Genomic DNA, 12397 nt, shown 5'->3' with positions numbered 1-12397 from the left:
CTCACGAATTCAAATTCGCTCCGCGCCAGTACTCGTCCTTCCTAGGGCTGGAAAGGTTTTCTATCACGCTGAAAAGAAGAAAAGGGCTAAAATCAAATTCATTTTAGCCCTTTGTCAATAATTTGGAACACCTGACGTTTTGACGTCAGGTGTTTTTCCGTTTTTTGCACATAATTTGGGTATTTTGGACTTATCTAGACTTTAATAAATTAAAAAAGTAAAGAACCTAGTAGTACTTCCGATATATATACTATCTTACTAAAAGGAGTTTTCTTTTTTATGAATTTCATACAGTATTTCAAAAAACCATCTATATCAAAAAAGCTCGTTTTCTCTTTCTTATTTATTCTTTTATGCCCAATTATCGTATTGGCATTCTCTTCATATCATACGGCGAGCACCTCTTTAAATGATCAAATCATGCAAAGTGCAAAGGAAAATGTAGAACAGCTGGACAAAAACATTACGAAGGTTGTGAAAGTAAAAACAGACGCAGCCGATTTCTTTAGCAAATGGATTACGAAGAAAAAGCTGGGGCAAAAAGGAACGACTGATATTCAAGGGCGCTTTGAGCAATTCATGAGCATGAATGATGACACAGAAGGCATCTTTGTTGCTTCAAGTGATGGAAAAGTGTTCTCAAGATATCCAAATCAAAAAATGCCTGCTGATTATGTCGCAACTGAGCGGGATTGGTACAAAGATGGCTGGGCGAAAAACGGTGAGCTGTCTGTTTCCGCTCCATACCCAACCGCATCAACTGGTACACTTGTTGTGACGATTTCTAAAAAACTAGAGGACGGTTCTGGTGTTATTGCCATGAACCTGGACATTGCGAATCTAGTAAAAGAGTCTAATAGTATCAATATTGGTAAAGAAGGTCATGCTTTTATCGGAAGCCCAGATCGAACATACGTGGCACATCCAACGAAAAAAGCAGGAACAAAATTAACAGGTGATTGGGTAGACAAGCTTTATACACAAGACAAAGGTTCAATGAGTTATATGTTTGAAGGGAAAGAAAAGCAAATGGAGTTCACAACAAACAAAGCGACTGGTTGGAAAATTGCCGGTACAATGTTTGTCAGTGAAGTAGAAGAAGCGGCGCAGCCAGTCTTCAACATGGCGGCCATTATATTAGCTGGTGCGCTCATCATTGGCGGTATTCTCATCTTCTTTATCATCCGTTCTATTACAAAACCACTTTCCATGCTTGTCTCCTCTTCTAAGAAGATTAGCGAAGGAGATTTAACAGAGAAAATTGATGTCCGGTCAAAGGATGAGATTGGTCAGCTCGGTACAAGTTTTAATGAAATGAGTGAGTCACTCAGAGATGTGATCCAAGCTGTACAGACATCTGTTGAAAACGTGGCGTCATCGTCGGAAGAACTGACGGCAAGTGCAGGTCAAACGACAAAAGCAACCGAACATATTACATCATCCATTGAAACATTCTCGAACGGAAACGAAAATCAAAGTGAAATGGTGGAACAAAGTGCAGCCCACTTGAAACAAATGAACGAAGGGCTAAATGAAGTTGCACAAACATCTGATGTCATTACAGAATCATCGGTTCAATCAAAAAAAGTCGCAGAAACAGGCGGACAGCTTGTTGAACAGACAGTTGGCCAAATGAAAACGATTGATCATTCAGTGAAAGAAGCTGAAAGTGTGATCAACGGATTAGAGCATAAATCAAAAGATATCACCAACATTTTAGGTGTCATTAACGGTATAGCAGATCAAACGAATTTACTGGCTCTGAATGCAGCCATTGAAGCAGCACGTGCGGGCGAGTCAGGCAGAGGCTTCTCGGTTGTAGCAGAAGAAGTCCGTAAGCTGGCGGTTCAATCATCAGATTCTGCAAAAGAGATTGAAAAACTCGTCAAAGAAATTGTCTCTGAAATTGAAACGTCTCAAAATATGTTCAAATCTGTGAATGAAGAAGTAAAAAATGGTCTATCAATTACAGACCAAACAAAAGAAAGCTTCTCACAAATCAATCAGCAAACGGCAGAAATTGCGACAAGAATCAATGAAATGAATACGACAGTTCGTGAGCTTTCAAAAGGATCTGAGCAAATTTCTAAAGCAGTGAATGAAATTGCAGATGTATCGAGAGAGAGTTCAGCAAGTATTCAAGATATCGCGGCATCAGCAGAAGAACAGCTGGCATCAATGGAAGAGATTAGTTCTTCTTCGACGACGCTTTCCCAAATGGCGGAAGAATTGCGTGACTTAATTAAAAAATTCAAGATCAGTGAATAATAGAAAGTGGTTCTCCTCAAGGGGAACCGCTTTTCTTTTTAAGAGATGATCTCGTACAATAGAGGAAATCCGAAGAAAAGGAGAGATGTTATGCGTTTATCAAATAAGAAGGTCATTGCGTTAGTCAGTGATGATTTTGAAGATTTAGAGCTATGGTATCCCGTTTTGCGATTAAGAGAAGAGGGGGCAACTGTCCATCTCGTAGGCGAAAAAGCAAATCATGAATATATCGGGAAGTACGGAGTGCCAGCTGTATCAGATGCAGACTTCTATTCCATTCAAGCAGATGATTATGATGCGGTTCTCGTTCCTGGAGGATGGGCGCCGGATAAACTGCGCCGATATCCAGAAGTATTAGACATCGTTCGTACGTTTGATGCAAAGGGCAAACCGATCGGACAAATCTGTCATGCCGGATGGGTGCTCATTTCAGCTGGTATCCTGAAAGGTAAAAAAGTAACGAGTACACCTGGTATTAAAGATGATATGACGAATGCTGGAGCGGAATGGTTTGATGAAGCCGTTGTGACAGATGGTCATATTGTATCAAGCAGACGCCCGCCGGACCTTCCGCCATATGTGAAAGCATTTGCCGATGTATTAGCGGCAAACTAGTTTAACACGAACAAACAAAGGGCTGTAAAACGCCCTTTGTTCATTCAATGTCTCATTACATTTGTCTGTCGGCTGGATAGATAATGCCCATTTGTCTTCTCGCCTCGTCCATGACGGACATGGTTTGAACGGATAAGGCAAATGTATTGATTGGAGACTGTCCCTTTTTTTGCTTGATGCATTGAATGAAGTGATCGATTTCATAATACATAGCCGGTTGATCATCTTTGATAGAAATATCGGTTTGCTGTCCATTCCGATCATGGATGATGATACGAGAAGGGCGATGGAATTGATCAATCACCATCGTGGCATCCTCCCCTTGAATTTCAGCAGATACATGAGATGTTGAGATTTTTGAATGGAAAAGAAGTGCTTGATGTCCTTCATATTGTAAAAGTAATGAACCGCTCCCATCTACTCCAGAAGAAAGTGTATAGCCTCTCGCGGTGATTTGATGTGGCAGCCCGAATAAATAAATGATGGGAAAGACAAGATACACGCCGATGTCCATTAAGGAGCCATTGGATAATTCCGGCTTAAAAGCATTTGGAATCTCACCGTTTCGGTAGGCATCGTATCTTGAGGAATATTTACAGTAATGAGCGATCACTTGCCGAATGGGGCCTAGTTGATCAAGATGCTGTTTGATTTGAAGAAAATTCGGCAGAAATGTGGTCTTCATCGCTTCCATTAAGCACACCTGATATTTTTTCGCAGCAGCAATCATTTCTTCAGCCTCTTTCCGGTGAGAGGCCAATGGTTTTTCACATAATACATGTTTTTGATGCGCCATCATCAGCATCGCTTGCTCTTTGTGAAGGGCGTTTGGACTTGCGATATACACAGCATCAAACGCATCACTTGCCGCCATTTGTTGTAAATTAGTAAAGACGGTATCAATGCCATACTTGTCTGCAAATGCCTGTCCTTTTTCAGCAGACCGAGAATAGACGGCCGTACATGTAAAATCCGCCACTCCTTCACCAGCCTGTAAGAATCGATCTGTAATCCAATTCGTTCCGATGACAGCAAATCGAATCATCACATTCCCTCCTTCTGCTTTTCTCTGATTATACATGCTTTGAAAGCGTTTGTATGAAAGAATCTTCTTTTTTATTGAAAAGCGGATGAAACCTTTACCTTAGCTGATGCGTCTTACATAAAGAATATAAATGTACGAAAAGTGGATAGTTTCCTCCTTCATTCGGGTAATACTTGAGAAGGAGGGAGGAGGAAACGAACATGAAGCGCATCCTACATATAGGAAGTACATACGCATTCGCGCTTTTATTTATAGCAGCCGGTGTTTTTCATGTGATAGAGCCAAGCGGCTTTGCCCGCATGATGTCTGGATGGCCATTTCCCTATGGCATCATTTATGCCACCGCATGCTTGGAATGGCTGCTGGCCGTATTACTACTTCTTCCAAACGTAAGGATTGTGGCAGCAAAAATGATCGCTGTCTATCTGGTGCTCATTTTCCCTGCGAACCTATTTGCTGCGAGAGAAGGGATTCCATTTCCAGGGCAAGAGAGCACAGAACAAGCCTTGTTATGGATGAGGTTAATCGGACAACCGATTTTGATTGGATGGGCCATGTCCATTGCGAAACGTGAAAAAAAGCTAAAACAATGATCACAAAATGATGATCAAGTAGTGTACAATTTACTAATAAAATAGCCCGTGTTTGGAGGAAAGATATGAATTCTATGCAAATGTGGAGCAGTCGATTTAGAAAATTTTTTCTTGATAACAAGTTTGTTCTCTTTTTACTCATCCTGCTATTAATAGGGTTGAATATCCTTGTTTTCATGAAAGCATCTTTTATTTTCACACCGCTCATTGTACTCATCAAAACCATTGCCTTACCGATTATTTTAACGGGGGTTGTGTATTATTTATTAAATCCAATTGTGAATTTATTAGAGAGATTTAAGGTCAAACGGATCTTTTCGATTTTGCTTTTATATATCGTCATTATTGGGATCATTACAGTGACCATTGTATCTATTATTCCTTTTTTACAAGCACAAACGATGAGTCTGTTTCATAATCTGCCAAAATACGTTGATACGGTAGAAGAACAGATTAGACAATTAACTGGAAGCAACTTTATTAGTCAAGTGCAGAAAACGATGAACTTTAACGTCTCTGAATTGGTGAGTAAAGCGTCAAGTCAAGCGACGAAGATTTTGGAAAGTACTTTTACTGGAGTCGGCACTTTCTTAGGGGCGCTTACTGAAATTATCATCTCGATCGTGACGGTTCCGTTCATTCTGTTTTATCTATTAAAAGACGGCAAAAAACTGCCTGACTATTTCTTGAAATTTATCCCGAATAAGTTTAGAGACCATACTCATATCGTGCTTCACGAAATGAACCATCGTCTAAGTTCTTATATACGCGGGCAGATCATTGTCAGCTTCTGTATCGGTATTCTTCTTTTAATTGGCTATATGATTATTGGACTTGACTATGCGCTGCTGCTGGCGATTATTGCGGCATGTACAAGTGTAGTGCCATACCTTGGTCCAACCATTGCGATTACACCAGCGATTGTGATTGCGCTTGTGACATCACCAGTGATGCTTTTAAAACTCATCATTGTCTGGACAGTGGTTCAACTTATTGAAGGGAAATTCATTTCTCCTCAGGTCATGGGGAAAAACCTTCATATCCATCCGATTACGATTATTTTTGTTCTATTAACAGCAGGTAAATTGTTCAGCGTCGTCGGCATCATTGTTGCGATTCCGACGTATGCCGTTCTGAAAGTGATCACGACCCACCTGTTTGATTGGTTCAAAATGCGATCCAATTTGTATAAAGAAGAAAAGGTTTGATGTCATAATCTTTTTTAGAAAAAAATATAGTATCATAAAGACGAGCTTTCGAAAAAGAAAGCTTGTCTTTATGTGGACATAGATGTTTGCCTTCAAAAGATCAGAATTGAAAGGAAAGAAAATCATGAATCTATGGGATTTATTCGTGGCACTGGTTTTAGGAATTGTCGAGGGATTAACAGAGTATGCACCTGTCTCGTCTACAGGGCATATGATCATTGTTGATGATCTTTGGCTAAAATCAAAAGACATCATTACGCCAGAGGCTGCAAACACATTTAAAGTCGTGATTCAGTTAGGTTCTATTTTAGCTGTCATGATCGTGTTCAAAGATCGTATTTTGAACTTATTAGGCTTAAAGAAAAATATCACAGAAGAACAAAAACGCAGCGGACATAAGCTGACCATTGCTCAAATTGCTGTTGGACTCGTCCCAGCCGTCATTTTAGGATTCTTATTTGAAGATTATATTGATAAATATTTGTTTGATGTGAGAACGGTCGCTGTCGGTTTGATTTTAGGGGCTGTGCTGATGCTTGTCGCTGATTGGATCAATAAACGTAAAACAGAAACAAGCTCTGTGGATAATATGACGTACAGACAAGCGCTGTATATCGGGCTATTTCAATGTTTAGCACTATGGCCAGGCTTCTCGCGTTCAGGTTCTACAATAGCAGGTGGTGTTATTCTTGGACTGAATCACCGAGCGGCAGCTGACTTTACGTTTATTATGGCCATGCCGATTATGGCGGGAGCAAGCCTCTTAACACTTGTTAAAAATGCCGAATATTTAACAACAGACATGCTTCCATTCTTTATTGTGGGCTTTGTGAGTGCGTTTATTGTGGCTCTCTTTGTTGTTCGATTCTTCCTAAAACTGATTAATAAAATCAAACTTGTGCCTTTTGCGATCTACCGAATCATCCTAGGTCTGATTTTATTTATCCTGTTTATGTAATGATGGAAAACTACTCTTTTAAAAGAGTAGTTTTTTTGTTGTTTTGCCCTTTTAAACAGTAAAAACAGCCTCTTAATTGGTAGAAAAAGAAGTTTTTTCTTAAATTAGTGTTTAAGTGAAAAAGAAAAGGGTAGTACATAAACATACCAATTAAAGGAGGAGTTAGAAATAATGAGGAAAACAAGTAAATTTTTTGTTAGCTCTGTGATTGCTATGTCAATGGTTGCTGTCCCTTTATCTCTTACGACTTTTGGTCAAAAGGCTGAAGCTGCTACGACAACAGGTGTCGATGGAAGTGTCTCGATTGATCCAGTAGCCATTGCCGATAAAATTGAACAAGCAGTAAAATCATCTCAAAATCGTGATGGATTTGTAAAAAATGCGGCATACAGTGCATTCTATGAAGCAGGTCAAAATTACAACGTAGTTGTTCAAAACTTAAGCCAAGATCATGATTTTAGCGGACTGAACAATGTTGTCTATTATGATAGTGTTGAATATGACGGCATTACGTTTGGTATTTGGGTATTTGAAGATGGTACGTTTGTCAACAATGGTGACGGCGGCTATATTAACTGGACTTTTGTTGGCAGCTTTGACCGCGAAGAAGGAAGCGGTACTGTCGATTTCCATAAAAGATTCTAATCTCAACGTCAAAAGTCTGCCGATTCATCGGCAGACTTTTTTTAAAGCGCACATTCTTCTATTTCAAAACCTAAATCTTCAATGATGTGATGATCGGTTTGAACTTGCTGTCCTTTTGTCGTTAAATAATCGCCTACAAAAATAGAGTTCGCTGCATATAATGCGAGAGGCTGAAGCGTTCGTAAATTAAACTCTCTTCCCCCAGATACTCGAATTTCCTTAGCCGGGTTGATAAATCGCATCAGTGCCAAAACCTTCAACGCTTTGATTGGATGTGTACGTTCTTGATGTTCAAGAGGCGTTCCTTCAATTGCATGGAGAAAGTTGACGGGAATCGAATCCGCATCAAGGGCTCTAAGCGCAAAAGCCATTTCGACAATTTGTTGATTGGTTTCGCCCATTCCAATAATAACCCCTGAACATGGTGACATCCCTGACTGTTTGACCTTCTCAATGGTCGATACGCGGTCATCATACGTATGGGTCGTTGTAATTTGAGCATGATGATCTTGATGTGTATTGAGATTATGATTATACCGATGAACACCCGCTTCCTTCAGCCGTTTCGCTTTTTCTTCATTTAATAACCCAAGGCATGCACACACCTTCAAAGGCATCGTCTCAGTAATTTCCTTTACTGCTGCGGTGACTTCATCTAATTCACGGTGCGAAGGTGCTCTCCCGCTTGCTACGATACAATAAGTCCCTGCTTTTCTTTTTAACGCCTCACGCGCACCTGCCACAATGGTTTTTTGGTCAAGCATTGTATATCTCTCAAGCAGAGCTGTTGAAATCACCGATTGTGAACAATACCCGCAGTTTTCAGGACAATATCCGCTTTTGGCGTTAAAGATCATATTTAATTTCACCTTTTTTTGAAAAAAATGAAATCTCACCTGATAAGCAGCATGCATAATAGGCAGCAACTCTGCGTCGTCTGCTTCAAGAATTTTTAGACCTTCTTCCATCGTAATTGGTTCATCATTGATGGCTTTCTTCACGATCGTTTCCCAAGACAAAGACGTTATTTTTCCCATCATAAGCCCCTCTCAATATGTAAACTTATTTTTATTAAAAGTTAACATAATAGATAGAGATTGGCAAGCACTGGTAAGCATCCTAAGTAAAAACACAAAAAACACAAAAAGGCGATGAACATATAGTCATCGCCTTTTCATATGAAAAAAATCGCTTAACGAACAGTAATATAGTTAATAACAAGCTCCCCTAGTGAATTATAGTAAGACACTGTAACAGAACCGCGTTGTACAGCACGGATCCATGTGAAGTTTGGAGCAGTTTGGTCTAATTGAATGGCATACGTTGCGCCTGAGACAGAAATTTGACTTGCTGGAAGTGAAACAGCGATTGAAGAACCTACAGTAAGTGTGCGGTTCACCGTAATCACTTTATTCATAATAGGAGCTTTTGCTATAACTGGTTCTTTAGGCTGTGCAGCTGCATGAGCACCTTCTGTTTGGAAGAACGTAAGAGCACCTAAAGCAGCTAAAGACAATGTACAAGCTTTCATTAATTTTTTCATCGGTAACACTCCTTTTTTTGGTATATACATATATTAATAATAATAGAATTATATGTCAATCAAAATAAGTGGAAAAATGAGTATTTTTGGTGAAAATTGTCACATATTATGTAGGGGAAGACGATTTTATCCCAAAAAACATGATTTTTTATTCATATGTCATTCTTTTTTAGGGGGAAAAAGAGACATAAAAAAAGCTGGGTATCTACCCAGCTATGTGATGCTTTATGAAAAGAGATCTTTTATTTGTCGTCTGTCTGTTTTGGCTGACGGCCTTTTTGTTTTTCTTTCTCTCTAATGTAGTTAATAAAGTCGATGGTTTGTCTTCGTGCTTCTTCAGAAAAATCGGAGGCAGCTTTAAACGCAATTTGCAAATCAGGATCATCTGCAAGATCGTCATCAGAGGCGTTTTTGTCTTTACCTGTGAGAAGATAATCTGTTGAGACCCCGTATAACTCGGCGATTTTCACAATCATTTCACCATCTGGCTTTCTCAATCCATACTCCCAGTTAGCATAGGTCGACATCGCCTTTAATCCGAGTTTTTTGGCAACGGTAGACTTACTCCATCCATGTTTCTCTCTTAATTCAGTTAGAATCTTTCCAGTCAAATTATCCATCGGAAACACCTTTTTTCATATTATGTGTAAATTTTATCATGAATTACACGGAAAAGATAAATAAATACACAAAAAGAATAAAAATATGATTGACTTACTCGTTTTGTGTATATTATCATAATGAATATAACTTACACATAATGAGTAAGAGGTGGAAACATGAAACTTGAAAATTTACGAGAAGAACGAATATTACAAGGAAAAACACAAACGTATATGGCGAAAAAACTTGGATATAAGTACACGAGTGGCTATGCAAATATAGAAATGGGCCGAACAAAGCCCAGCTTAGAAATAGCCAAGCATATTGCAGATTTGCTAAATATCGGTGTTCAAGAGCTTTTTTTTGGTCAAAAGTTACACAAAAAGAGTAATAGTCTTGAGGAAGACCGTTCTTAAAAAGGGGAGACAAACAGAATGAATATCGAACATCCGATGGTGACACAAATGAATGATTTCGGCTATCCAAAACGTTACTGGCCATATGAAATGTCCCGAAATGGTTATCGATTAGAGGACGAGGACCGTGAGAAAGGATTTGATGATGATGAGACATCAGATGACATTTGATGCCCGAAAAGAAGCCCAGCATTGCCTAGTACAAGCTGGCGGCTGGATCACTTTTCATCAAAAAGAGCCGATTTTTGCTTTCCCCACGGCAGAAGAAAAACGCACATACATGACCCTCATGGCAGAAAAAGCCGTTGATGACAAGAAGAAGGAAAGGATGAATGCGACATGAATCGATTGAAGCAAATCATGACATTCCTGAAATGTTTGCTCAATGCGGGTCAAAACGAACAAGACATTCGGCAGTGGGCGAAGGATGACGGGAGATCGTAGCATGGTCCTTCATTTTATCATTGAAAAAGAACATTTATGTACAAAAGAGACATTGATAAACAGAATTCAAACAGCCGCTAAAGCGCAATGCACAAGCAAAATAAAAGGCGCATTATCACTCGACATTCGCTCATTTTACAATATGCCCATTGATCTAGCGAACAGCCAAGACACGCGTACATCTGCAGAAAAAGGCTTGATACGCCCGGTACACATCTGCATTCTTCAACCAAATTTGCAGTATATACAAGAAGCACTTCATGCCGTTACCGATGACGCCTCTTTACAGATTGTAGAATTAAGAGTTTCACAGTTTTATAGCATGCGTCCTCGAATGGAAATCATTTTAAATACGATGGGTGATGATATGAGATCCTCACCACCAAATAAGGAGACAAGCATATGAACGAGCCAAAACAACTCATGATTCAAGAAAACCAGACATTTGTCGGTGAAATGGAAAAAGGAAAGATTCAAGTCATTGTGTTAGATGGAAACGTAGGAACGGCTTATATGATGGATGTACCTGAGCATGGAAAAACGATTATTCAAACAGCAAAAGGACATTTTGCAAGAGTCGATCATGAGATTGGTTTTAAAATCAGCTAGTCTGATGAACAAGAACAACTGAATAAGTCCAAGACGGAAAGCCTGCGGACACTGATCAAGACCCTATAAAAAGGGGCTGATTGGTGTCCGTTTTTTATTTTCTTAAAAAAGGGAGAGAGCATAGATGCAAGATTTACTGATTGAATATAAAAGAAGTTTAAAAGATGCCAGAAAACGATATGAACAATTGAAAGACAAAGAAGAGAAACAGATGTCAGATCAGGACAAACATGATCAAAAAATGATCGCCAGTATGGTCAGTGATTTAGAATACGTGGTGGAATGGCTTCAAATCGGTAGAGAGCCAGGCGCACGCAGAGGATTAGATAGACGGTCTGTGTATCAGCGCACCATTCTTGCTAATCAAGAGGTATTAGAGGCTTTATCACATGAATACACCCTCATTCAAGAGAAAGAAAGAGAGGTAAGTGAGTGGGACAAAAGGCGAATTGACGAAGCCTTATCCGTTTTGACAGATCGAGAGAAGGACGTATTTTTTATGCACACAACGCAGGGTCTGTCATTTAGCGAGATTGCGATCATGCTAGATGTAAAAAAAGGAACAGTCCAAAAACATATGGAAAGAGCTCGGACCAAAATGTCCAAAAAAGTACAAGAACGCCTATTCAGAGCTGCTGAATAGGCGTTTTTTCTTTCATCACATCAATCTTCAAAAGCTTGTCTTACAGTTGCCACCTATAGTTAGAAAGACCAAACGAATGTTTGCTAGCCCGGCACAAATGATTTCTCATCAGGGAATCATTCGAACTAAAAGGAGGCGGCAGGTGAATGTAAATGAAAGATAAACGGATAGAGGCTAAGCAGGATTATATGAAAGGGATGACGTACCAGCAACTAGCCGATCATTACAACGTCTCCATCCATACCGTTAAATCATGGAAAAGACGATACGGCTGGCAAAGACAAAAAACACCGTCAAAGCAGGCGCACTCGATCTTTCATCAATTTCTTTCAGATGAAACGATTGAAATCATGGAAAAAATGGATGGGCGCACATCTCTTGATATCATCTGGGATCAAATTCAAATTCAATACGCAGCCATTATTCGAGCGCAGCGCATCATGCATGTAGCAGATCAAGATGACATGATCAAAGAACTGAAAAAGGCGACGTACTTGCCTTCTTCATTAGAGGAAGAAACAGGCGAAGGCATTCATCCAGAGCCAGAGATCACGGCAGAGGAATTTTCGTTTCAATTTTCATGGGATCGGCATGCTACTTTTTTAAATGCCCAATCTCGTGCAATGGGAGAGCTAAGACGGCTGATTAAACAGTTTGAAGAGCTCGCTCACGCAAAAGATGAACGAAGATTAAAGCTGAAGCAAATTGAGCTGACAATCGAAAAAACAAAAAAAGCAGTTCGTGAGGAAAAAGAAGAAGATCTTCATATCATGATCAAAAGAAAAGAGGACGATTCATGACGCCGTT

General features: G+C 39.6%; 17 protein-coding genes and 1 pseudogene. 14 read left to right on the top strand and 4 right to left on the bottom strand.

Going from position 1 to position 12397, the window contains the following annotated elements; all coding sequences use genetic code 11:
- Positions 1-279: 279 nt before the first annotated feature.
- The 3 genes and pseudogenes from FBF75_RS20010 to FBF75_RS05425 form a co-directional block, all read left to right on the top strand.
- Positions 280-1323, top strand: a pseudogene (locus tag FBF75_RS20010) (HAMP domain-containing protein); the annotation flags it as partial.
- The gene (locus FBF75_RS20005) at positions 1315-2268 is read left to right on the top strand and encodes a methyl-accepting chemotaxis protein (protein ID WP_375803961.1); all 954 of its coding nucleotides are present in this window, start codon (positions 1315-1317) and stop codon (positions 2266-2268) included. The pseudogene FBF75_RS20010 and the gene FBF75_RS20005, both read left to right, overlap by 9 nt.
- A gap of 90 nt (positions 2269-2358) precedes the next feature.
- Positions 2359-2883 carry a type 1 glutamine amidotransferase domain-containing protein gene (locus FBF75_RS05425; protein ID WP_046526561.1) on the top strand — a complete coding sequence of 175 codons (525 nt, stop codon included), beginning with the start codon at positions 2359-2361 and terminating at the stop codon, positions 2881-2883.
- A 55-nt stretch (positions 2884-2938) separates the two neighbouring features.
- Here FBF75_RS05425 and FBF75_RS05420 read toward each other — a convergent pair whose 3' ends face one another.
- A complete protein-coding gene (locus FBF75_RS05420) occupies positions 2939-3928 on the bottom strand; it encodes a Gfo/Idh/MocA family protein (RefSeq protein ID WP_019743561.1) in 990 nt (329 codons plus the stop codon).
- A gap of 200 nt (positions 3929-4128) precedes the next feature.
- On the opposite strand from FBF75_RS05420, the gene FBF75_RS05415 reads away from it, so the two are divergent.
- The 4 genes from FBF75_RS05415 to FBF75_RS05400 all read left to right on the top strand — a co-directional run bounded on the left by FBF75_RS05415 (position 4129) and on the right by FBF75_RS05400 (position 7332).
- Positions 4129-4521: a DoxX family protein gene (locus FBF75_RS05415; RefSeq protein WP_008344160.1), complete on the top strand. Its 393-nt coding sequence runs from the start codon at positions 4129-4131 to the stop codon at positions 4519-4521.
- Positions 4522-4586: 65 nt separating this feature from the next.
- Positions 4587-5729, top strand: coding sequence for an AI-2E family transporter (locus tag FBF75_RS05410; RefSeq protein ID WP_007500555.1), 1143 nt, complete (start codon positions 4587-4589; stop codon positions 5727-5729).
- A gap of 124 nt (positions 5730-5853) precedes the next feature.
- The gene (locus FBF75_RS05405; protein ID WP_024719699.1) at positions 5854-6687 is read left to right on the top strand and encodes an undecaprenyl-diphosphate phosphatase; all 834 of its coding nucleotides are present in this window, start codon (positions 5854-5856) and stop codon (positions 6685-6687) included.
- A 171-nt stretch (positions 6688-6858) separates the two neighbouring features.
- A complete protein-coding gene (locus FBF75_RS05400) occupies positions 6859-7332 on the top strand; it encodes a stress protein (RefSeq protein ID WP_079920591.1) in 474 nt (157 codons plus the stop codon).
- Between the two features lie 41 nt (positions 7333-7373).
- Here the strand turns inward: FBF75_RS05400 and bioB are convergent, their stop codons facing one another.
- The 3 genes from bioB to FBF75_RS05385 all read right to left on the bottom strand — a co-directional run bounded on the left by bioB (position 7374) and on the right by FBF75_RS05385 (position 9495).
- Positions 7374-8369, bottom strand: a complete 996-nt coding sequence (gene bioB / locus FBF75_RS05395) for a biotin synthase BioB (RefSeq protein ID WP_017358975.1) — start codon at positions 8367-8369, stop codon at positions 7374-7376.
- Positions 8370-8524: 155 nt separating this feature from the next.
- Positions 8525-8875 carry a hypothetical protein gene (locus FBF75_RS05390; protein WP_003213146.1) on the bottom strand — a complete coding sequence of 117 codons (351 nt, stop codon included), beginning with the start codon at positions 8873-8875 and terminating at the stop codon, positions 8525-8527.
- Between the two features lie 242 nt (positions 8876-9117).
- Complete coding sequence (locus FBF75_RS05385; RefSeq protein ID WP_007500560.1) at positions 9118-9495, bottom strand: helix-turn-helix domain-containing protein; 378 nt, start codon at positions 9493-9495, stop codon at positions 9118-9120.
- Positions 9496-9654: 159 nt separating this feature from the next.
- On the opposite strand from FBF75_RS05385, the gene FBF75_RS05380 reads away from it, so the two are divergent.
- From FBF75_RS05380 to terS, 7 genes are all read left to right on the top strand, one after another.
- Positions 9655-9894 (top strand): helix-turn-helix transcriptional regulator, encoded by a 240-nt coding sequence (locus tag FBF75_RS05380; protein ID WP_017358976.1) that lies wholly within the window; start codon positions 9655-9657, stop codon positions 9892-9894.
- An 18-nt stretch (positions 9895-9912) separates the two neighbouring features.
- Positions 9913-10065, top strand: a complete 153-nt coding sequence (locus FBF75_RS19625; RefSeq protein WP_162835675.1) for a hypothetical protein — start codon at positions 9913-9915, stop codon at positions 10063-10065.
- Entirely contained in the window at positions 10043-10237 is a 195-nt protein-coding gene (locus tag FBF75_RS05375) for a hypothetical protein (protein ID WP_226650593.1), read from the top strand. The genes FBF75_RS19625 and FBF75_RS05375 overlap by 23 nt, the downstream gene beginning before the upstream one ends.
- 102 nt (positions 10238-10339) lie before the next feature.
- Positions 10340-10744, top strand: coding sequence for a RusA family crossover junction endodeoxyribonuclease (locus tag FBF75_RS05370; protein WP_017358980.1), 405 nt, complete (start codon positions 10340-10342; stop codon positions 10742-10744).
- 17 nt (positions 10745-10761) lie between these two features.
- Positions 10762-10947, top strand: a complete 186-nt coding sequence (locus FBF75_RS05365; protein WP_370648332.1) for an XtrA/YqaO family protein — start codon at positions 10762-10764, stop codon at positions 10945-10947.
- Between the two features lie 124 nt (positions 10948-11071).
- Entirely contained in the window at positions 11072-11590 is a 519-nt protein-coding gene (locus tag FBF75_RS05360) for a sigma-70 family RNA polymerase sigma factor (RefSeq protein WP_136944513.1), read from the top strand.
- A gap of 152 nt (positions 11591-11742) precedes the next feature.
- Positions 11743-12390, top strand: coding sequence for a phage terminase small subunit (gene terS / locus FBF75_RS05355; RefSeq protein ID WP_007500563.1), 648 nt, complete (start codon positions 11743-11745; stop codon positions 12388-12390).
- Positions 12391-12397: the final 7 nt, after the last annotated feature.

Origin of the sequence: Bacillus sp. S2(2019) (genome assembly GCF_005144805.1) — a bacterium.
GTDB lineage: Bacteria > Bacillota > Bacilli > Bacillales > Bacillaceae > Bacillus > Bacillus altitudinis.
The sequence above is the reverse complement of the archived record's forward strand: the minus strand, read 5'-3'. Positions and strand labels throughout refer to the sequence as shown.